Source organism: Paenibacillus medicaginis (assembly GCF_042138635.1).
GTDB classification, from domain to species: Bacteria; Bacillota; Bacilli; order Paenibacillales; family Paenibacillaceae; genus Paenibacillus; species Paenibacillus medicaginis.
Genome location: NZ_JBHIRY010000039.1, coordinates 21790 through 42758 on the forward strand (window position 1 = coordinate 21790; position 20969 = coordinate 42758).

Annotated in this window: 21 protein-coding genes and 1 riboswitch; of the genes, 8 read left to right on the forward strand and 13 right to left on the reverse strand. The window is 42.9% G+C overall.

Annotated features, from left to right (window positions below):
• Positions 1–114 precede the first annotated feature (114 nt).
• Both ACE5LO_RS24715 and ACE5LO_RS24720 read left to right on the forward strand, forming a co-directional pair.
• Positions 115–2079: a M1 family metallopeptidase gene (locus tag ACE5LO_RS24715; protein ID WP_375522591.1), complete on the forward strand. Its 1965-nt coding sequence runs from the start codon at positions 115–117 to the stop codon at positions 2077–2079.
• A 14-nt stretch (positions 2080–2093) separates the two neighbouring features.
• Positions 2094–2924 carry a hypothetical protein gene (locus tag ACE5LO_RS24720; RefSeq protein WP_375522592.1) on the forward strand — a complete coding sequence of 277 codons (831 nt, stop codon included), beginning with the start codon at positions 2094–2096 and terminating at the stop codon, positions 2922–2924.
• A gap of 541 nt (positions 2925–3465) precedes the next feature.
• Here ACE5LO_RS24720 and ACE5LO_RS24725 read toward each other — a convergent pair.
• Genes ACE5LO_RS24725 through ACE5LO_RS24765 form a run of 9 tightly spaced genes read right to left on the reverse strand, consistent with a single transcriptional unit; the run spans position 3466 to position 12405 of the window.
• Positions 3466–4521, reverse strand: coding sequence for a hypothetical protein (locus ACE5LO_RS24725; protein ID WP_375522593.1), 1056 nt, complete (start codon positions 4519–4521; stop codon positions 3466–3468).
• Between the two features lie 32 nt (positions 4522–4553).
• A complete protein-coding gene (locus ACE5LO_RS24730) occupies positions 4554–4808 on the reverse strand; it encodes an acyl carrier protein (protein WP_375522594.1) in 255 nt (84 codons plus the stop codon).
• A gap of 32 nt (positions 4809–4840) precedes the next feature.
• Positions 4841–5998, reverse strand: coding sequence for a chorismate transformation FkbO/Hyg5 family protein (locus ACE5LO_RS24735; RefSeq protein WP_375522595.1), 1158 nt, complete (start codon positions 5996–5998; stop codon positions 4841–4843).
• Positions 5999–6031: 33 nt separating this feature from the next.
• A complete protein-coding gene (locus ACE5LO_RS24740) occupies positions 6032–7420 on the reverse strand; it encodes a class I adenylate-forming enzyme family protein (protein WP_375522596.1) in 1389 nt (462 codons plus the stop codon).
• Positions 7421–7444: 24 nt separating this feature from the next.
• Positions 7445–8236: an ABC transporter permease gene (locus ACE5LO_RS24745; protein ID WP_375522597.1), complete on the reverse strand. Its 792-nt coding sequence runs from the start codon at positions 8234–8236 to the stop codon at positions 7445–7447.
• Between the two features lie 2 nt (positions 8237–8238).
• Complete coding sequence (locus tag ACE5LO_RS24750; protein WP_375522598.1) at positions 8239–9054, reverse strand: ABC transporter permease; 816 nt, start codon at positions 9052–9054, stop codon at positions 8239–8241.
• Positions 9023–10036 (reverse strand): ABC transporter ATP-binding protein, encoded by a 1014-nt coding sequence (locus ACE5LO_RS24755; protein ID WP_375522599.1) that lies wholly within the window; start codon positions 10034–10036, stop codon positions 9023–9025. Before ACE5LO_RS24755 ends, ACE5LO_RS24750 begins: the two co-directional genes overlap by 32 nt.
• 19 nt (positions 10037–10055) lie before the next feature.
• Complete coding sequence (locus tag ACE5LO_RS24760) at positions 10056–11015, reverse strand: LLM class oxidoreductase (protein WP_375522600.1); 960 nt, start codon at positions 11013–11015, stop codon at positions 10056–10058.
• Between the two features lie 46 nt (positions 11016–11061).
• On the reverse strand, positions 11062–12405 hold the full coding sequence (locus ACE5LO_RS24765; RefSeq protein ID WP_375522601.1) for a hypothetical protein: 1344 nt from the start codon (positions 12403–12405) through the stop codon (positions 11062–11064).
• Positions 12406–13029: 624 nt separating this feature from the next.
• Positions 13030–13167: riboswitch (cyclic di-AMP (ydaO/yuaA leader) on the forward strand.
• Between the two features lie 6 nt (positions 13168–13173).
• Between ACE5LO_RS24765 and ACE5LO_RS24770 the strand changes: the two genes are divergently transcribed.
• Both ACE5LO_RS24770 and ACE5LO_RS24775 read left to right on the forward strand, forming a co-directional pair.
• On the forward strand, positions 13174–13650 hold the full coding sequence (locus tag ACE5LO_RS24770; RefSeq protein ID WP_375522602.1) for a C40 family peptidase: 477 nt from the start codon (positions 13174–13176) through the stop codon (positions 13648–13650).
• Between the two features lie 121 nt (positions 13651–13771).
• Positions 13772–14302, forward strand: coding sequence for a GNAT family N-acetyltransferase (locus ACE5LO_RS24775; RefSeq protein WP_375522603.1), 531 nt, complete (start codon positions 13772–13774; stop codon positions 14300–14302).
• A 73-nt stretch (positions 14303–14375) separates the two neighbouring features.
• Here the strand turns inward: ACE5LO_RS24775 and ACE5LO_RS24780 are convergent, their stop codons facing one another.
• Both ACE5LO_RS24780 and ACE5LO_RS24785 read right to left on the reverse strand, forming a co-directional pair.
• Positions 14376–14675 carry a 4a-hydroxytetrahydrobiopterin dehydratase gene (locus ACE5LO_RS24780; RefSeq protein WP_375357405.1) on the reverse strand — a complete coding sequence of 100 codons (300 nt, stop codon included), beginning with the start codon at positions 14673–14675 and terminating at the stop codon, positions 14376–14378.
• 111 nt (positions 14676–14786) lie between these two features.
• Positions 14787–15080 (reverse strand): hypothetical protein, encoded by a 294-nt coding sequence (locus ACE5LO_RS24785; RefSeq protein ID WP_375522604.1) that lies wholly within the window; start codon positions 15078–15080, stop codon positions 14787–14789.
• 217 nt (positions 15081–15297) lie between these two features.
• On the opposite strand from ACE5LO_RS24785, the gene motA reads away from it, so the two are divergent.
• Positions 15298–16098, forward strand: coding sequence for a flagellar motor stator protein MotA (gene motA / locus ACE5LO_RS24790; RefSeq protein WP_375522605.1), 801 nt, complete (start codon positions 15298–15300; stop codon positions 16096–16098).
• Complete coding sequence (gene motB / locus ACE5LO_RS24795) at positions 16091–16915, forward strand: flagellar motor protein MotB (protein ID WP_375522606.1); 825 nt, start codon at positions 16091–16093, stop codon at positions 16913–16915. The genes motA and motB overlap by 8 nt, the downstream gene beginning before the upstream one ends.
• Before the next feature lie 55 nt (positions 16916–16970).
• Here motB and rluF read toward each other — a convergent pair whose 3' ends face one another.
• Positions 16971–17675 carry a 23S rRNA pseudouridine(2604) synthase RluF gene (gene rluF / locus ACE5LO_RS24800; protein ID WP_375522607.1) on the reverse strand — a complete coding sequence of 235 codons (705 nt, stop codon included), beginning with the start codon at positions 17673–17675 and terminating at the stop codon, positions 16971–16973.
• A gap of 350 nt (positions 17676–18025) precedes the next feature.
• Between rluF and tadA the strand changes: the two genes are divergently transcribed.
• Together tadA and ACE5LO_RS24810 are read left to right on the forward strand one after the other, a co-directional pair.
• A complete protein-coding gene (gene tadA / locus ACE5LO_RS24805) occupies positions 18026–18487 on the forward strand; it encodes a tRNA adenosine(34) deaminase TadA (RefSeq protein ID WP_375522608.1) in 462 nt (153 codons plus the stop codon).
• Between the two features lie 248 nt (positions 18488–18735).
• Positions 18736–19302, forward strand: a complete 567-nt coding sequence (locus ACE5LO_RS24810; RefSeq protein ID WP_375522609.1) for a GNAT family N-acetyltransferase — start codon at positions 18736–18738, stop codon at positions 19300–19302.
• Between the two features lie 116 nt (positions 19303–19418).
• Here the strand turns inward: ACE5LO_RS24810 and ACE5LO_RS24815 are convergent, their stop codons facing one another.
• A complete protein-coding gene (locus ACE5LO_RS24815) occupies positions 19419–20495 on the reverse strand; it encodes a hypothetical protein (RefSeq protein ID WP_375522610.1) in 1077 nt (358 codons plus the stop codon).
• Positions 20496–20969 lie beyond the last annotated feature (474 nt).

A 20969-nucleotide genomic window follows, 5' to 3' on the forward strand; every position in this document is an offset into this window, starting at 1 on the left:
CCTCCATATCATTGTCGGCCATTCAACGTCTACAAATTATTTTAACTAATAATCCCCCGAAAGCAAACATATACATGCTGTAGATGCTTGTCAACGGGAGGTATCCAAATCAATATGAAGCTACAGCGCCGCAAAACCTTTCTCTGTCTGCTGCTTGTTCTTTCCATCCTGTCCGGGGGAGCTGCTGTGTCCGCCCGTCAGTCACCCGCTGCGGCTGCGCCGGAACAGGCCAAGCCTCCGGCTCCCTCTTCCATGCCCCAGGCTCCTGCCGTGCCTTCACAATCCAAGGCTGAGGTTCTGAGCAACCGGGTCGTGGAATATCACATCGATGTGTCTTTGGAAGAAGGGCGGATTCTACAGGGAAAGGAAACCATCACCTGGAAGCATCCCGGACGCAAACCCGTCAATGAGCTTTATTTCCATATGTACCCGAATGCCTTCGCATCGCCGGAAACGACGTTTATGAAGGAAACGGGCGGGAAGCTGCGCAATGACACGATGCCCGCGAACGGCTACGGCTCAATCACACTGAAGGATCTGAAGACAGAAGACGGGCTTCCACTGATGCACCGCATCCAGTACGTGCAGCCTGACGACGGCAATACCGCAGACCAGACGCTGATGAAGGTCAGGCTCCCCAGGCCCGTGAAAGGGGGAGAGAGCATCACCCTTTATATGACCTTTGAAGTGAAGCTTCCTAAAATCTTTGCGCGGATGGGGTATGCCGATGATTTTGTCATGGCCGGGCAGTGGTTTCCGAAAATCAGCGTCTATGAGCCCGCCGGGCGGCGTGACCGTGCTGAAGAGGGGTGGAATCTGCACCAATACCACGGCAATTCCGAGTTTTATGCCGATTTCGGAATTTACAGCGTACGCATTCAGGTGCCCGATTCCTATACTGTAGCTGCCACCGGCTTTCCTATCCGGGCTCCGGTCAGCCAAGGCGGACGGAAAATGTATCAATTCTATGCCGATGATGTGCATGACTTCGCCTGGGCGGCCTCGCCTGATTTCGTCACCTATGAAGAGCCCTTCTCCACCGCGCAGGTGCCGGGTGTCAAGATCAAGCTGTACCTGGATTCCTCTCACAAAGAGCTGAAAGCCCGGTATATGTATGCAGCCAAGGCCGCATTGGACAGCTTCAGCAAGTGGTACGGGCCCTACCCCTACTCCACCTTGTCCATCGTCGTTCCTCCGCAAAACGCAAACGGCGCCGGCGGGATGGAGTACCCGACACTGGTTACGGCTTTCGGGGCTGACGATGCTGCACCAGGATATAACCTGGAGCGGACCGTGGTGCATGAAATTGCCCATCAATATTTTTACGGCATTGTGGCCAGCAATGAATTTGAGGAACCGTGGCTGGACGAAGGGTTTGCCTCCTATGCGGAGGATAAATTAATGGAACAGGAATACGGTCTCATCCCGAATATTCCTTTGCAGTCGGGACAGGTCTATGCCCCTCAGTCGTTGACCCGCGAGGCGTGGAAATACAGCTCGCCCGACCACTATGCACAGAATGCCTACCTGCGCGGCAAGCTGGTGCTGCTCGGGATGGAACAACAGCTGGGGAGCACCAAAATGGACGCCCTGCTCCGTTCCTATGTGCGGAAATACCGCTTCAAGCATCCATCCACCCGTGATTTTCAGCGTGTAGTGGAAACCGTGACAGGCCGTTCATGGTCCCCATATTTCAATCAGTACGTATATGGCAGCCAAATGGCTGATTTTGCGGTGGACAGCATTCAGCTGCGCAAGCTGGAGAATGGCATGTACGAGTCTGCCGTTACCGTGTCCAAAAAGGGTGGCGACGTACCGGCCATACCTATCCAAGTAGCATTCAAGGATAAAAGCAGCATACAGAAGACATGGGACGGCAAACAGCAGAAGGTAACCTACCGTTTTCAAAGCAAATCCCCTGCAGTCTCGGTGGCTATTGATCCTCTTCATACGATCCCGCTGGAGAACAACCACCTGAATAACACACTGCTGGCTGAGCTGCCGGAGAAAACCGAAACACGCTGGCTTCTGGGGATGACCAGGCTGGCTGAAGCTTTGATTAGAAGTCTGTCATGGTGAGGTGTCCGCAGGTGATGAATTCTGTCAAAGAGGGATGGACGCTCGTCCGCTTGCATTTTTTTATCGTAATTCTGCTGTTTATCTACCGTCTTGCTTGGGGAGTATTCAACTATAAGTACACGGAGTCGGGCATCGTGCCCCTGCTGCTGCGCTATCCGGGAAGCGGCCAGAGCGAGCTCAACCGGACCTTATTCTGGATGGAAAGCCAGATTGCATTGACACAAAGCTCTTCCGTCCATCTGTATTTGTGGGTTCTGCTTGCGGTCATCGTGCTGCGCATGCTGCTGACCCCGTTGGTCCGGGCGGGTGTATATTACAGCCTGCATATGAAGAGACAGCAGGGACGGCGCTCCTTTCTCACCGGTATTCGCCTGTTCTGGCGTTCGTCCCTTTTATATTACACGGTTGAAACCTGCCTGCTGCTGCTTCCCGGGTACTGGATTATACCAAGTCTGTTGCAGACTCTGTCCGGTTCGCTGCAAGAGCCGCTTCTTGCCGCCGTCCACCTTCTCCCTTACATCGTTTTATGGGGCATTTTGGCCTGGCTCATCCGTCAATGTGTGATGTACATGCAGTTCGGAACGATCAGCGGGAGGGGTGCATGGTTCTCGCTCGCCTGCTGCATGCGGAGTATTCTCCCCGGCATCGGAATATCCGCAGTGCTCGGAGCATCTGTCATCGTCGTGCTCTCTATCTTTAGCGTTTCTGGCTGGCTGTGGACAGGGTTGCTTGCACTCATCCTTCACCAGACTTATCATTTCATTTCTTCACTTTTTACAATATGGCACACATCTGCACAGTTTCATTTATGGAATACTGCTTGTGATTCGTTCACCAAGGAGTAAAATGATGCCAGACTTGCCTTTCAAGTGATAAGAGATATATTGATCCTTCATGTCTCTGCTTGCGGCAGAAGTTATTTTTTAAGACTCAGAAAGTATAAACTTCCTAGAATTGCAAGAAAAAAAACGCCTGACGGCATCCTTTAGATTCGAGCGCCTATTCATACGAATATTTCTCGTTGGGTGCGGGCCCATTCTCGGGCCCAACTTCATTTTTTCCCATCACTTATCTTGTATCCATACCCGTGTACTCCCTGTAATACTCCGGTGTTTTTGCCGCCACATAACGTCTAAAAGATGATGGAGTAGTTGTCCGGGACCGTGAACCCGTCAAGGCCGTGAAGCGTTCATTCAGCCTTGACGGGTGGTTCCAACCTGCAAAGCTATCCTATAGCCGAGCAAACCCACGCTGAGTCTGCCGCGACGAGCGATGGGATACAAGGGATGTCATTCAAGTGGTCACCTTATTTGCCCATGGAAAATTAGCCGTCATTGTCCACCAAGTGGGGGGAAATGGCCAATGTATCACCATAAAACTAACACTTTATAGATAATAATGACTCAGAAGCTTCTCACTTTTCTCTACACTTTCCAACTGTGAAATCAAGCGACTTAAAGCAGCTTCTTCTATGCTTTTAATCTGCGTCATTTTTTCTGTTATAGAAGTAATAATAGCGGAGTTTTCATTTAAGTTATACATCATAGCCATATTTCTTAAAATCAAAGAATCCGATTCAATTTCAGAATAAATCTTGATAAGTTCGTCAGCATCGTTTAAATAATGATGCTCTTTCAAATATTTCAATCTATTCAGCATTACACCCTTATGCTCCCACAGGGTATGGAAAATCCGAAAATCAATCTTTTCCTTTAAGAAATTAACTTCGGTATCAAGGTATTTAATAATATGATCATAGATAGATAATCCGAATATCCAGTTAGAAGGCGGGCTCATCGAGCGATAATGGTAGGATGAATTAAGACTATACCTAAGTTCCTTCAGAGATTGAATAACTAATTCGAGATCAAAATGATAGTTATGTTCTTCGTTATAAGCCAACAAACAAATATACTCTCTATTTTTAGTTTTATCACAATTGTTAAAAGCCAATAAAAACTCTTCAAAAGTAACCTCATATTCGCCAAATATAACATTTGAATTGTAACCGGATACATGAAAACTTGAATTCTCTTTGTTATAACCAAAAATCAACATTTCATGCGGTAAAGCGTTTTTCTTATACGCCTTCTTATGAGAAATATAACTTTCATCCACGTACAGGTGAATATATTGATTTTGATCGATAGAATCACAAATAAAGCGGATTAGGCCACCTTCATATTTTTCCAAAAACCGTTGGTTGATTTTTTGATAGTTGATGAGAGGGCAACTTAAAAAGAAATCATACCAAGGCAAGTTAGATGTATAGAACGAAAAAAATTTACCTTCCGGGAAATTACCGGCACAAATCAATTGAATGTAATTACTGTAAAACCAAGCTTCTGATTTACTATGCTGCATTGCAATAGAAAGCGGGTAGGCATTACACAAATAGCCATGTACATCTGGCCTTATTATCGGCAGTTTTCTTTCATTCATAGCATCCACCCCCAAATTACATCCCTAAATTGTTAACAAACTCTTACGTCCATTTTTGCCAATAGCAATAGTATTTTTTCTATAGTTCCAAAATTATCAAGTAATAAATCATTATTATCAAAAATTATATCAAATTCTTTTTCTAAGATAACAATTAGCTCTATCGTCTTTAACGAATCGAGTCCCCATTTGGATAAACTCTCTTCCGTTAAAATCTTTTCTTGAGTATTTAATAGATCTCCTATTAGATTTTCCAGTTTTGTTAGTACAGCTACATCATTTTTCATAGAATATCTCCCCTTTGATCAATTATTGTAATTTAAGATGTTTTTTTCATAATAACTCCATCAATTTCGAACAGTAAATCATCTCGACAAACGTCATTAACAACAAAAGTCTTCGTGAAGCATTTCATTCCAAGTTCATTTAATATAGCTTCAAAAATATTTACATATTCTCTGCTCTTAAAAAAACAAGTCGATTGATAAAAATCATCAAAGGAAAGCTTGTGTTTTTCAAGCATACTTGAAACATTTTCTAACGCCTTTTTGATTTGCTGGTAAGCATCATTTTTATACACAGTTTTTCCTGCTGCATTAACGCTTGCTGTTCCCGAAAGCTGTATCTCGATATGCTCATCATCCTCTATTTTTAATGCTCTTGAAAAAGTAGGTCTAAACAAGTACTCCTCCCCCTCTGCTTCATTTAACAAAGAAGTGTATACTCTATCTATTAAAGAGCGATTGGTTTTATTTTTCAAAAACATAACATCCATAGAGATACTTGTATCATTGGTTGCAATCCCCCCAATACAAGTGCTGGCTGGCAGAACATTGGATTTTTCACTATAATCAATGTCCCATTTTTCAAAAAATGCTCTTCGAGCCGTATTAAGCTTCTCATAGTTGTTATGGTCGTTAATATCTTTTAAGTAGATCCAGGTCCTTACCAGATGAGGGCCTAGTAATTGATTATGCTTCATAAAAGATTCAAGCCATTCGAAAGTAGCTGCGAATTCCGTAGTATTGGATTCACGCTGAACATTATTGAGATTCATCAAATAGATTAATTCTTTTTCATTAGTTGTTACTCTAGTGCCGATATTGAAGCTGCCTGAGCTTCTTATATATTCGATATCAATATGGTCGCTTTTCTTATAAATACCGTGAATCGTAATACTCGAAATCATTGACCCGTATGCCGGACTTCCTTCTATATATGAAAATGGTGCGAGTTCCGTTTTATAAGCAGAAGATACTTCATTTCTTATTTTAAATAATATTTCCTTGGCCTCCAGTAATCCAAAACCCTTCTCATAAATGACATGAATGTTTTGATCAATAAGATACTGGTAGACATCATTATATTCCTTTCTAATTTCAGATATGGTATGAACCTGATTCAAATCAAGTGTTAAATAATACTTGATATACTCTTCTTTCTCAAGGCTCTTGATAATCAGCTTTTCTGAATTCAATATTTTTCACTCCATCTCTATTTCAATAAATACCTATAACAATATTATTTCCCTGGCTACAACTTTAGTTAATTGTTTTTTATCCAATTTTCCTGACATCGTCCGTGGCATACTCGGTATAATCATTATTTTTCTAGGAAGTTTGTGACTGGATATATTCCCCTTGCAATACTTCACAATTTCTTCTGGAGATATGTCACCCTTTGTTTCCACATAAGCAATGATATCCTTTGTTGAAGACTCTTCTGTAAGGACCACCTCCTTGATATAATCACTCCTTCTCATGATTTCCTCTACTTCAGACAGATAGAATTTAATACCAGCTTTAATTATTAATGAATCGGTTCTGCCTCTTATATATAATCCACTCTCGTCTAAATCCCCTACATCACCTGTCTTTAACCAAGGCTTAACATACAAGGATTCAGCCTGGGTAAATAAGTAAGGAGAATGCTGCTGTTCAACAAAAATTTGATTTTCTTCTATTTTTATAGGGAGTAGCGGAACACCAACTGAATTTTTAGACTTACCTTCGAGATCGACAGCAATCAAACCTAATTCGGTCATCCCATATAATTGACCTATTCTTATTCCGAACTTATTTTCAAATTGTTCATGAATATCTTCATTTAGTCGCTCTCCAGCCGAAATACAAGCCCTTAAAGATGAAAAATCCTTGATGTCTCCATCGCTTGTTGCAAGAAGCAACATGTAATGGTAAGGAACACCATAAATCATTGATACTTTATGTGTTTTGATGTTAGAAACAATATCCTTCGTTCTAATAGTGGGCAGCACAATACTTGCGCCCATATACAAGCTTGGTAGAAGAGCGGACATCACCCCGTACGAAAAAGTAATTGGCGAGAGAATCATGACAACGTCTTCAGTCTTTACACTATTAGGACTGGCTGTATATCGTATGATTTCCTTATAAATCGACTCAAAGGATCTACCCACAATTTTAGGATGTCCTGTAGATCCTGAGGTAGATAGCAATAGAGGAGCCTCTACTATGTGAGCAGGCTTACTTATCCTCTCAATGAGAATATCAAGCTTTGAAATACTGCCAATTGAGAGCAAATCCTCATTCTTTATAAAAAACTTAGGCCTAACTCGTTCAAAAAGCAGTTCTACTTCATTCTGCTTCAATCGAGTGTCCATTAAAAATACGCTCGCTCCTTGCTTCCATAAAGCTAATAACATATAAATGAGCGTATACGAACTAGGGAGTTTTACTGCAATTAAATCTCCTTCTGATATGCCATTCACTTCAAGATATTTGCTTAACTTTTCAATCTCATCATGTAGTTCTGCATATAATATTCTTTCCGTTCCGTAGAGAATAAAAGGATTTTCAGAATTCAAATAAGAAGAAATTAGAAACGAATATAGCTCCTTAGCTTGATTTTTTATTATCACAGTGCTTCCCCTTCATATTATGAATTAATTTCCAGAACTTTTATAATAACGTATGGAATGTTCCCAAAATAAATAAATCAACAAGAAAAATATAACCCCTATTACTCCACTGATATTTCCCAATAAAGATAAAGCGAAATTATCTTTTTCCAGAATGGCATTAGCAGGATAATAGCTGATAAAAGCCAAAGGAAAGAGTGTAAATAGAAATCTTGTGGTTTTGTTGAATACGCCAAGCGGATAAGTCAAATAATTAGCATTTAATATCCAACCAAATCTGGTTAAAGCCGAAGTATTAATTAATCGAAAGCTTAAAGATGACCACAAAAGCAATAAACCAGCCTGAATAAAAGCAGCTCCTATTAATCCTTGAATCAATAAAAAGATTTTATATGCGGACCAACTGATATTCAGATAATGGTCACACCAAAAAAACAAAATAATACCACTAACTGTTTGGGCAATCGATGTAAGCTCTAATCGTCCACTCATCACTTGAAGCATTGGATTGTGAGGCCGAACGAGTATAACATCAAACTCGCCATTATGGATCATTCCGGAAAAGTCCCGAAAACCTGCAAAAAAAGTAATCATGATCCCATAGGATAGAATAAAAAACATATAAATAAAGCTTACTTCATAAATATCCCAACCTCTTATATTTTCATAATGGTTTAAAGTGATCCAAATTGCTATTAATTGTACAGAATAATGAAATATAACAGTAAAAATCGTTAAAAAATAATTAAATCTATATTGCTGATTTCCCTTAATCTGAACTATCATGGATCTTATATACAGCTTGATAGCATACATACTTATCCTCCATTAATAGAGATCCTTCTCGTGGCTCTAAACCACAAATATCTCCCTATACTTGAAGTGACTATTATCCAAATTATCTGGACTAAAAAAGCGTTAATAATCTCTTCATTTGTTATTTTATTCAAATAAATATTGATAGGCATAAACACAATTCCGGAAAACGGCAAATATTTCACTACCGATAATACAGAGTCTGGAAAAAACCATAAGGGAACTATTGCTCCTGACAATAATCGAATAGTTTGATCCTTAAAAACACTAAGACTAAATAACTTAGTAATCCAAAATGCCATAATAGCTGTAATAAAATTGATATTAAAAATGAGTAAGAACGAAAACAGCAAGCTTACTAAAAATAATGAAAATTGAGTTATATTAATAGGCGTTTTCATGTCAAACACTATAATCATTAATAAATAAATAGGAAGTATTTTTATAATCAGGTTATTAAAGTAACTCCCTACCTCTTGCGAGAAATGATAAAATTTTATATTTATAGGCTTTGTGAGCTCACTCGCTATTTCTCCATTCAATATTCTGTTTTGTATCTCCCAAACAAACCCCATATCTATTCGGGCAACAATTCTGGCCAACCCCATATAAGTAATAAGCTCAGATTTACTTACTATACTGTTTTCAGGATTATCCATAAAAATGACACTCCAAAGTGAAACACTCAAATAGATAAATACAATATCAATAAAAAAATCAATAAAATAATTGGCTCGAAATACCATGGAGTTTAGAAATGATTGACGAGCAATATAATAAAACGTCTTAACGGGATGCAAAAATTTTATCATTGCCATTCAACTCCCTGCCCTCATACACCTGTCTAATTAAAAATTCAATTTTGGGCTCTTCCAAGTGGCAATCAACTACAGGATATTTTTGAGACATGTTCTGAACAATTTGTGTAGCCGATATTTTTTCTTTCTGGAACAAGATTTTCACTTTGTTTTCTTCAATAGATAAAACATCTCCATAATCGATATCGATATTCGCTATAGGCTCCTCGAATTGGACCGTTATAATCCTTTCATTCCCATATGCATCGATGAAAGATTTCATCTTCCCATCAAAAATAATTACTCCGTCATTTATCATTAGCAATCGATCGCAAACCTGTTCAATATCATCCATATCATGAGTAGTCAGTATGATTGTCGTTTCCTTTTCCTTGTTGATCTCTCTAAGAAACTTTCTCACCTGCTCCTTTGCTACAACATCAAGACCAATCGTTGGCTCATCTAAAAAAACGATAGATGGACTATGTAAAAAAGCCGCCGCTATCTCTGCACGCATTCTTTGTCCCAAACTTAACTGTCTGACGGGAGTGGAATAAAATTCATCAAGCTTCAACAGTTCTACCATTTTATCTCGATTTTCTCTAAACACCTTGTCAGGTACCCGATAAATGTATTTGAATAATTCCAGTGATTCTCTTATAGCCAAGTCCCACCATAACTGTGTTCTCTGCCCAAAAACAACACCTATGTTAACTGCATTTTTCTTTCTTTCTTTATAAGGTTCCAGTCCGTTCACGATGATTTTCCCACTCGAAGGGGTCAAAATACCGGTCAGCATTTTAATTGTAGTAGATTTGCCTGACCCATTTGGGCCTATATAACCAACCGTCTCCCCTTTTTTCACGCAAAAATTAATATGTTTAACTGCTTCTTTTTCGTTCCATATTGGCTTAATAAGGTCTTTAATACCACCTATTAATCCCTCTCTTTGTTGTTTCACCGAGTATTTCTTATATAAATGATCGACTTGTATAATATCCATATTTCCTCCAGGTCCAATATTAAATTCTCTTAAATACCTGCTCTCTATGTCTAAATTCTTCTCTTGAAAATGGTGTATTCAGGATAAGCGACCTGACCCCATGCCTCTTATACTCTTTCAAATAATCAGCCACTTGATTGTAGCTCCCAACCAGATAAGGATAAATATTTTTACCATTTTTAAATACCCCTAACCAATACACATCATCGTAAACTTCCTGCTCCAATGCTAAGTCGGCTAAGCCTCTCACTGCATTCATTTTAGAATTCCGTTTAAGCAATAATTGAATGTCATTTTCTCTTGAGTGCGGAAATGTTTCTTTAGCAACCCTCCAGGCCTCATCACTCGTAGGTCTGGCAATAATGCCAAAACAAACACCAAAGTCACAATTCTCTATTGGGCTGAACGTTTTTTTAAACGAATGGATTGGCCCAGGCACTGTTAAAAAACCATCTGCTCCGCTCTTTGCCGTCTCGAATGCATTTTTTGAAGTTCCAGACATAAAAAAATCAATTGGATAATTGTTCTCGTTGGAAAAGCATACTTTTTGATTATATAAACCATGATCGTAATCACTTATTGAAATTGACAAAACTCTTCTCGTTTCCTCCATGAACTTTATGAGCCACTCATAGCGATCATTTTTATGACTTGCTTCCATACTACCCTTCAGTCTTTTCGAGGTACCGTCAATTAAATTCAGTGAGATTTCCCGATTGTACAAATACATAGAACTTTTTAAGATATTAACCAGTGTATCGACTGGTAATGAATCCGGTTGCACAGCAACAAGAGGCCTAATTTTTTTCGTTTTATCAAGAATTAGACTACTTATTAACCAAGGATTCACATTACTCGTAGAGTAAGTAATAAGAATACCTTTGTAATCATATTTTTCAGAAAGCTGTGATAGCTCAATGATATGATCATAATAATTATCAATTCCGGCTGCATGGGGTGTTTGTGAATAGATATTCATTACTCATTAATCTCCTTCAATTTTTTACTCCTACATACGAAACTTCTCATTTATTTCTATGATGATTGATAATTTTCAATATTATCTCTTGCGATATCTCGGAGTTAATTTTTGCTTTATTTGCATAATATTGATTTAATAGACTATTTGCTTGTGCGGCCTCCATTTTCCTATATGCATATTTAGAACTCAACTCTTCCATTAAATATTTTTGAAGATCAGCCTGGAAACTATGCCTTTCGGCTAATTCTAAGCTGTTATAGATCCCCTTACCACGTTGCAACATAACAGCGCTTTTATTCCCATAGCCAAACATGCCTGCCCCACCCGAATCTCCAAACAATCTAACCGAAATATTGATATCTAGAGCGTCGCTTCTTGAACAATCAGAAGGTATTAATAAACTAATAGAAAAAGTATAGGCTAGTCCATTTAATATATTATGAAAAATTAACATATCAAGATGATGCTTCCTTTTAAACAACCTGTCTGATGGCGATCTCAGTTTTACAATCGCTTCTTCCAGACCTTGAAGACTCCTTTCTGATAACCAACTTATTTCCGATAAATTTTCCAAAGCATCCTTCTTGTTCAAAATATCATGACGCTTAAATTTTTCTGCTGGTGAAGCCTCACCTGTAATTGCCCGGTATAATTCATTATAGGAACGCTCAATAAGTGCATTTAATTTCACTATGTACTTTCGCAGACCTTCTCTGTTCAAGGCAGCGCTTTCATTAATGATTTTTACATTTAACCCTATCGGTAAACCGTTTTCAATCATTTGTTCAGGATTGGGTTCCTTAACCTGAGCAACAACATCCGTTGTTTCCAATAAATTCTGGTGAATATCAAATAAAAGGCTCGCTCCTAAGAAACTAAAAGGATCCACCAACCTCCTTCTTAAATACCTATCTTCTATCTCGCCATAAGTGGTCGAATTCGTTTCGATTTGATCTATATGTTGGTTATTTACTATATAAAGGTGGGTATGAAATCTTTTTACAGGCTGCAAACCGTCACGATCTTGTGTCCATGGATCGTAATTAAATACGATTCTTGCCGCTGTACCATCTAGATTATATTTCTCAATAATCTCTTTTTTGTTAATAAAAGTAATGAATAACGATAGAAGTTCAACATACAGAACATTTTCCTCTGCTGATAGTTGATTTATCGTCCTCTTCTCTCTCTTGCTAGTTTCAATAACCATAACTTCCAGCAAGCTATGAGCGAGTTTTTTATCCATAACCGCCAACTCTCCGCCATTCTTCGTTAAAAAAATCAACGGCGTAACAACATGCGCTTCAGGAACGGTAGGAACAGTTATATCTACTGCTACTCTCATTTTCGAGAGATTCTTAGGTGAAAGAAAAATATCTTCTGCCACTCAAACACTCCATTCAAAGAATTATACAAATAATTACAATGAATAGAGTATAGCCTATAGGAAAATTTTGTGCAACTATGGAATGTAATTTTAAATCACAGAATCCTTGCAAGGTTCAAAGTAAAAAATGTATGTTCTGCAAATAGTACACTGAACATCAGCTCTAACCAAGTCAGCCAAAAAAAAGAAAGTATCTCTGAAACAACAGGTAAACACATCATGATGGAGCGCCACATTCTTTGAAAGAATTGTGCCCCTTATTCCGTTACCGTTGCACCTACTGTCCCGGTAGTTTCTGTTATCTGTGCTGCTGCCCAGCAAGTCTGCCACCGCCTTGGTCCATGGGCGGTTCCTCTGGTCGTTTCACCCAATTGTTCAGCCTGGATCACACTGCCTGAGATGTCAAACTAGACAACCTGTGATCCTCCGTTATATCCCACATTGACATTGGTTTTACAAACCAACATATAGGCGTTTTTCTTATATTTTTTCGTATGAAACATTTGCCAAACTATGCTTCCTTTGTTACAATAGTCCCTGTGAACTGATAGTAACAACTTTGTAATTATTGCTGTAACCTTTTTAGACAACCTGTTCATGAACGATCATATGCTTCAAGGTGCATATCTAGTAAAGCCGAATTCCCGGCACCGGGAAGCGGGGGAACCAGTTTTGGGTGAATTGATCTCGCATCAGAGGGATCATAGGGGAGCCTTCTACCGAACCCTTAAGCTAACTTCGCAGGCGTTGGAAGGGGTTTGTATTTTTTTGAAAAAGAAGCTAGCTATCGCAGCCATGAGTGCAGCAATCGCCTTCGTGAGCCTTTCATTCGGCGCAGGGAGCGTATATGCGGACTCCAAAATGGACCTGGTCATCCAGGATGCCAAAGGCACCTCTTATAGAGCAGGCGGCACCACGCTGAGCGGATTTGACTGTTCCGGATTTACGAGCTATGTGTTTGACCAGCTTGGGCTTGATCTTCCCCGCCAATCCTCCACCCAGTTCGAAGCGGGAACCGCTGTTTCGCGGGATGAAATGAGACCTGGAGACCTGGTATTCTTCAACACGAATGGAAGAGGAGTTTCTCATGTAGGAATTTATGTAGGTGACGGCAGATTTGCCCACTCCTCCTCATCACGTGGTGTCACCGTCAGTTCGTTGGGCGAAAGCTACTACGCTGATCGATACCTTGGTGCCAAACGTGTCATGAGTACATCTACTTACGAATCTGTTGCCCTTGATTAGAAATTTTTTACATCATAACTTCAGAAGCTTCGATTCCCGCCGGAATTGAGGCTTTTTTTGTTGCCAAACAGGCTTAACCAAAGTACCCTTTTTAAGAAGGGATATGTAAGGGGGGAAAAATATGTCCACCGGATCAACAAGCTATCAGATCGTTCCGATGAGTGAAGAGCAGGCAACTGCCATAAGTGAGTGGAAATATGAACCGCCCTATGACATTTATGGCTGGCTGCCTTGGGAGCAGATGAAGGCTCTCGACATCGAATTTGCCAACCCGGAGCTGCGAAGCTCCCAATATGTCGCTGTATTGGATGAGTCAGGCGGCCTATGCGGGTTTGCCCAATATTTTCCTATGGAAGAGGTGACCCGTCTCGGGCTCGGAATGCGGCCGGAATTATGCGGTCATGGACACGGTGCGGAGTTTGTCCGGGCTATCGCTGAGGAAGCCAGGCGCCGGGCGCCGCAAAATGAGATCGACCTCGAAGTTCTTGTCTGGAACAAACGGGCCATCAGGGCCTACCGTTCTGCAGGCTTTCGCATTACCGATGCCTATGAGCGGCAAACTCCGGACGGGATGAAGCCTTTTTATTGTATGGTCTACAATAGCGGAAAAGACGCAGACCCTATATCAAACGCCCTGGATTCAGAGTCTTAGCTCTACCCAGGGCGTTGGCCATTTGATCGCTTATTGCGGTCCGTTGAGTTGCCGCTGCAAGGTTAATCCAGGATTAATCCTCCGAACGCATGTGTTCGAATGCTTCATTGTACTGCTGTGCTTCTTTTATATCTACTGCTGTAATCCCGCCTTCATCCCACGAGGTGAGGCGCAGCGTGACCGTCTTGTAATCAATGGTAATAAACGGATGGTGATTGAATGCTTCCGAAATACCGGCTACCTCATCCACGAATGCGATTCCTCTCATAAAGCTGGAAAAGACGTATTTCCGAACAATCCAGCGTCCCTCCTCAAGCTCCCAGCCCTCTAATCTCTCCAGATGAGCCTCTATTTCTTCTAATGTAAAAGGCATAGTATTCCTGCTCCTCTCCGTGATACGGAAGCCGTTCCTGATGTTATTGGGGCCAGCCCTTATGACCGTGTTCATATTACCATGGCTCCGGTGAGAAATCCAATGGCTATGTTATACGAGGGATACGAAGGTCAGCTCCTCTTCACCGATCAGAATGTCGATCCGGTAACGGTTTCGGTCATGAATGATGACACCGCTCCCGACCGTAATCACAGACTCTTCTCCAAGCGCGTAAAAGAGATCCTCGGCCAGAGCTTCCTGAACCTCAGCTCGTTCCGCACTCTCCAGACGCTCCCATTCCTCCTCTTCCATTTCAAAAAAAAGGTAACTATCCGGAATACGACCTACTGCGTCTGTCAACTCCTTCAGAATAAGTTCATATTCTCTTCCATGCTTAACACCCATGTGAGCCCTCCACTCTTCTCCATTCCGGATTTGGAATCCTGTTCTCAAAATTGTCATTTAACAGCGTTGTCTTCATTATACAGTGAAATCCCCCTTAAAAAAAAAGGGGCTTTTGTCGATAAATATGGTAGTCCGTTTCACCAAAATGCGTTGGAGGGCAAGGATGTCCCCTGGCCGGACCGGATGTTCTACCAATTTCTCATGGACGAGGTGTACAATGCAAATTTCATCAATTATAGGACTTGCACTCGGGATCATATCCCTGGTTGTCGGCATGATCCTCAAAGGGGCGCCTGTCGTCAATTTGGTTAATAACCCTGCAGCTTACATGATTATCTTTGTAGGCACAGCTGCCAGTGTATTCATGGCCTTCCCGATGTCGGACATGAAGAGAGTACCCAAGCTTTTCAAAATTATTTTCACTGAGCAAAAGCTGCCTGACCGCCAGCAATTGATCACTACATTTATGGAATGGGCCTCCATTACCCGCCGTGAAGGTCTGCTCGCCCTTGAGCCCAAGGTGGAAGAGATCGACAACGCCTTTCTGCGCAGCGGAATGCGGATGATTATTGACGGCAATGATCAGGAATTCGTACGGGATGTGCTTATGGAGGATATCAATGCAACGGAGGAAAGGCACCGGTCCGGTGCGCAGATCTTTTCCCAGGCCGGTATGTATGCTCCGACACTGGGGGTGCTCGGGGCGGTAGTCGGTCTGATCGCGGCTCTTGCCGATCTCAGTGACATGGAGAAGCTCTCTCACGCGATCGCTGCCGCCTTCATCGCCACACTTTTGGGTATTTTTACGGGTTATGTATTATGGCACCCTATGTCGAATAAATTAAAACGGCTGTCCAAAAGGGAAGTCGATATCAAGCTAATGATGGTGGAAGGCCTGCTGTCCATTCAATCCGGTGTATCCACTATAGCCATCAGTCAGAAGCTGTCCGTATTCCTCACGCCTACGGAGCGGGCTCAAATGAGTGACGATGAGAAGGGAGCGAGCGACAGTGAGTAAAAAAGGCAGACACGAGCCGCATGAGGAGCATGCGGACGAGAGCTGGCTGCTTCCTTATTCCGATTTGATGACCCTGCTGCTCGCCTTGTTCATCGTTCTGTTCGGTATGAGCTCGTTGGATGCCAAGAAATTCGAACAAATGGCAAAGTCGATGAGCTCCGCCTTCAGCGGAGGAAGCGGTGTACTGGATAACACCTCCGCCAATCCAATCGACAATCCGTCCATGGATATGGGCAAGAATAAGGAGAACGTTGAGAACCCCGTGAAGAGCAAGTCATCCAGCGAGCTCCAGAAGGAGCTTGCCCGCCGTGAGCAGGAAGATCTGGAGAAGCTCAAACGCCGAATAGATCAGTATATCAAAGAAAGCGGATTAACCGAGCAGTTGAGCACCAAGCTGAACCAATCCCAGTTGATGATTACGATCTCTGATAATGCCCTGTTTGCATCCGGACAGGCGGTCGTTAAGCCTGAAGCCCGCAAGCTCGCTACTTCAATTGCCGCTCTGCTGGATGAATTTCCGGATTATGATGTTATTGTCTCCGGACATACGGATAATGTTCCCATTTCCAACAGCAAATATCCTTCCAACTGGGAGCTGAGCGCCGACCGTGCTTTGAATTTCATGCGTATCCTGCTGCTGGACAAGCAGCTCAATCCGCAAAAATTCAGCGCTATCGGCTACGGGGAATACCGTCCAACCACCACCAATTCCACGAATGTCGGACGTGCCAAGAATCGCCGGGTGGAGATTTCCATCATCCGCAAGTATCAGAACGGCACCCAGGTCATCAGTGCAACCTCTGGCGGAAATAACTAAGAGCCACGCCAAGAAAGGGCCGTTGACAATGAATGTCAGCGGCCCTTTCTGTATTTTATAACAGCTTATAGTTCAGCATCCGGCCCAGTTCCTCTTTTTCACGGTCCGTTAGATCCCGCCAGGCGCCTGTGCGAAGCGATCCCAGATGAATGTTCATAATGCGTATACGCTGCAGACGCTTCACTTCGTATCCGAAGGCAGCGCACATACGCCGGATCTGCCTGTTTTTCCCTTCTGTCAGAATGATCCGGAATACGCTGTCGGATATGCGGGTAACCTCGCAAGGCAAGGTACGCTGTCCCAGAATCCTGACACCGCTGGACATGCCCTGAAGGAAAGATGGCGTTACCGGCCGATCCACCGTTACAATGTACTCCTTCTCATGCTTGCCCTCTGCCCGCAGTATTTTGTTGACGATATCACCGTCATTCGTGAGCAGAATGAGACCTTCGGAATCCTTGTCCAAACGGCCGATTGGGAAGATGCGCTCCGTATGGCCGACAAAATCTACAATATTGCCCCGAACATGAAGTTCTGTTGTACTGGTAATCCCTACGGGCTTGTTCAGTATAATATATACATGTCCAGAGGCTTTACTGCCCAGGGGCTGCCCGTGAACACGAACATCGTCCCCTTCCTCGGCCTGGCTGCCCAGTACGGCGACGACCCCGTTAATGGTTACCTTACCGCTCTCCACCAGCTTATCTGCTTCACGCCGGGAGCAGTACCCCGTCTCACTTATAAATTTATTGATACGCAACTGACTTACACCCCGTTCTGTAATCTCATCCTTGATGACAATTTTAACGTTTTCCCTGTACAAGCACAACCAATGAAGAAGTGTCCCCTTTTACCATCATACATCGTATCCACGAGGCACGGAGGGCTCCTCTATTGGGAGTTTGAACGCGGACTGTGGTTGTTATTTTTATAAGGTTTGCCTACAATATAAATAGTCCACAACCTATCCACAAATGCACAGAATTCTACACAGGCTGTGCATAACTCTGTGGGTAAGTATATACTTATCCACAATTTTGTGCACATCATGTTAACAACGGAATGCTTGTTCGCTGGATAATTCAATGATCGAAAGGAGTCTTATCCCCAGTGACAGACGAGCAGCATGAATACTGGATGAATCAGGCCATTTTGGAAGCAAATAAGGCGGAAGCTATCGGGGAAGTCCCCATCGGGGCTATTATTGTAAAAAATGACGAAATAATCGGCCGTGGCTACAATCTTCGGGAAACCACCCATGACGCAACGGCTCATGCCGAAATCATCGCCATCAAGCAGGCGAGTGAAATCCTGGGCGCATGGAGGCTGCTGGATTGCCGCCTATATGTAACACTTGAACCCTGCCCAATGTGTGCAGGGGCTATTGTACAATCCCGTATTCCAACAGTAATCTATGGAACAACCGACCCCAAGGCCGGCTGTGCCGGAACATTGATGAATTTGCTGCAGGAGCCCCGGTTCAATCATCGAACCGAAGTCATCCAAGGGGTTTTGCAGCCGCAGTGCTCGGCTCTGTTGACCAATTTCTTCCGCAAGCTGCGCGGGAAATGAATAATCGTAAGTACGTGTTCAAAAAGTCAGGTTTTCAGCACCGAGAAGGTTGGATGAAGCTAGGGACTGAGGAGCGGAGCGTACTTTGGGGTACGTGAGCACCTGAAATGTTTCCGTAGGAAACATGCTTCGGAAGCATGCGCTTAGGCCCGGCTGAATTCAAGATTCGATGTCGAGTCCGCTTCCTGACTTACTTCGTGATCAAAAGATGACTTTTTGAACTACCTCTGTAAAGGAAGGGTCTTATCATGTCTTTAACGCTGTATAACCATTCGCAGGGTATTTTGCTTCGTCCCCTTCGGTTGGAGGATGCTCAGGCGCTGCTTGAGCTTCGGTGTGCCAACAAGGATTTTCTCGCTCCTTTTGAACCATTGCGGGAGGAAAGCTTCTTCACGCTGGCTGGGCAGCAGCAGTTCCTGATGCAGCGTATCCAGAGCGAGGAGAGCGGAAGCGGCTGCCAGTTCGGGATATTTGCGCTTGAAGATGAGCGTCTTGCCGGGACGATCGCGATCTCCAACATTGTACGGGGAGTTGCCCAATATGCCGATGTCGGATATATGATGGCTCAGCAAGAGCAGGGAAAAGGATATATGACCGCAGCAATCCAGCTGATTGTACAATATTCCTTCAAAGCGCTGGGCCTGCACCGGCTGCAGGCGGCCACACTTCTGCACAACAAAGGCTCCCAGCGGGTATTGGAGAAAGCAGGCTTTCAGGAGGAAGGCATCGCCCGTAAAATGCTGTGCATTAACGGGGAATGGCAGGACCATCGCAGGTATGCGCTCCTCGCAGAGGACATTTTGCAAGACAACTGATACCCCTAAGCACTGATACATCGACCGATATACCGATAAGCTCAGAAAACAAGGAACCACCCTGCCTTTGTGAGGCCGGATGGTTCCTTGTTAAGTGATTGCCTATTCTTTTTACATTAATATCCGAGATTCGACATTTCCTGTTCCAGTTGATCCATCGTAATCACCTGGTCGCCGGAAGGGATGCCGATCACAAAGGTTTGCTTCTCATTGATTTTAGTGTATTGACCGCTGCCGGTTACAGAAAGCTTAATGTTCTCCTGCGTTTCCGGATCATTAAAATCAACATTGGCGTTCAGGCTTTGATATACCGGGAAATTATCCGCATTGATTGCGGTGTTCAGATCAAACTGATTCACCTTCAGATATTTCTTCGCTTCTTCCAGATCCTTCGCTACTTCGCCGCTGTTCGATGCCAGCTCAGATTTGAATTTATCAATTTCGGATTTCTCCACTTGCAGCATATCAGCATATTCTTCTTTGGACATAATATCCAGCACTTTAGGGAGCGCTTTGTTGATAAATGTCGTTGCAGCCTGCTGGAAGTTGTCATTGGTTACTTTGAATTGAACCACCTGTTTGGCGTCAATGCCTTCCGGCAATGCCGCGTCTTTAGGAGCGATATCCGTAAAGTAGGAAGCATCGTATTCTGCCAGGACAGCATCCACCACTTCATTGGAGAACTTCTGAGCTTTAGCCTGATCCATGGAAGCAGGATTAAATTCCGTACCGGATTCCTCCGCAAGCTCTTTCAAATCCAGCACAAGGAACTTGCCTACAATGCTTTCCGGCATCGGGAAGAACGGAATGCTCGGGATTTTGACGTACATTTTATCTTGAGTCATGACCATAGGAATGGAGAACTCCATAGCCATGTCACCCTTTAATTTAATACCAATAGTCATTTCCGTCTGCATCGGATCTTTCTGATATAGACCGTCCAGTGTCATTTCAGCATTTTTCAGCATGCTCACAACCATACCGACACTTGGATCGCTCTGCGTCTCCGGAGACGTAAAAGACAAATCATTGATCGTAAACTTGCTGGTCATTGCGTAGGATGTCATGGTCATCGCTTGTGTTGCTGCTGTTGTAGCCGCTTCCTTCGGTTCCAGCTTCTTGCTGCAACCCACGAGCGCGACCGTCAGTACAAGAATCATAGCGAGCGTCAAAGCCGCAATTCTTTTACTCATTACTCTTTCTCTCCCCTCGTTGTTTAACCCCGATGTACATTAACACAAAGAATAAAGAATGCACATATCTTACATGATAACGTAAGTTGCATGTTTTTGAAACACATTTTGGTAAAACTATCGGATAACCGGATAATCGGGTAGGAGGCTACCCATTAATTGAGTAGCCGACCTCCCACACCACCGTACGTACCGTTCGGTATACGGCGGTTCCTTAGTTCACGCAGTTACTTGTCGATAATAATCTGAAAAGAAGAGGAATCCTAGTCCTTTGAGCGTGTTATTGCGAGAGCGTTTAAACTTCCGTGTAATTGGTAACAATATCCATAAAGGAGATATTACCCATGGAAGTGAGCAAAAACGAACTGGTGAGACTACTGGCACAGGAATGCAATAATATGCAAGACATTCAGCAACTACTCAAAGACTTGTTTAAAGAAACGATTGAGCAAATGCTGGAAGCCGAAATGGACG

Bases quoted from the DNA above. Each gene is read 5' to 3' on its own strand.
- ACE5LO_RS24715 (WP_375522591.1), top strand. From the start codon at position 115: ATGAAGCTACAGCGCCGCAAAACCTTTCTCTGTCTGCTGCTTGTTCTT.
- ACE5LO_RS24720 (WP_375522592.1), top strand. From the start codon at position 2,094: ATGAATTCTGTCAAAGAGGGATGGACGCTCGTCCGCTTGCATTTTTTT.
- ACE5LO_RS24725 (WP_375522593.1), bottom strand. From the start codon at position 4,521: ATGAATGAAAGAAAACTGCCGATAATAAGGCCAGATGTACATGGCTAT.
- ACE5LO_RS24730 (WP_375522594.1), bottom strand. From the start codon at position 4,808: ATGAAAAATGATGTAGCTGTACTAACAAAACTGGAAAATCTAATAGGA.
- ACE5LO_RS24745 (WP_375522597.1), bottom strand. From the start codon at position 8,236: ATGTATGCTATCAAGCTGTATATAAGATCCATGATAGTTCAGATTAAG.
- ACE5LO_RS24750 (WP_375522598.1), bottom strand. From the start codon at position 9,054: ATGGCAATGATAAAATTTTTGCATCCCGTTAAGACGTTTTATTATATT.
- ACE5LO_RS24755 (WP_375522599.1), bottom strand. From the start codon at position 10,036: ATGGATATTATACAAGTCGATCATTTATATAAGAAATACTCGGTGAAA.
- ACE5LO_RS24760 (WP_375522600.1), bottom strand. From the start codon at position 11,015: ATGAATATCTATTCACAAACACCCCATGCAGCCGGAATTGATAATTAT.
- ACE5LO_RS24775 (WP_375522603.1), top strand. From the start codon at position 13,772: ATGTCCACCGGATCAACAAGCTATCAGATCGTTCCGATGAGTGAAGAG.
- ACE5LO_RS24780 (WP_375357405.1), bottom strand. From the start codon at position 14,675: ATGCCTTTTACATTAGAAGAAATAGAGGCTCATCTGGAGAGATTAGAG.
- ACE5LO_RS24785 (WP_375522604.1), bottom strand. From the start codon at position 15,080: ATGGGTGTTAAGCATGGAAGAGAATATGAACTTATTCTGAAGGAGTTG.
- motA (WP_375522605.1), top strand. From the start codon at position 15,298: ATGCAAATTTCATCAATTATAGGACTTGCACTCGGGATCATATCCCTG.
- ACE5LO_RS24810 (WP_375522609.1), top strand. From the start codon at position 18,736: ATGTCTTTAACGCTGTATAACCATTCGCAGGGTATTTTGCTTCGTCCC.
- ACE5LO_RS24815 (WP_375522610.1), bottom strand. From the start codon at position 20,495: ATGAGTAAAAGAATTGCGGCTTTGACGCTCGCTATGATTCTTGTACTG.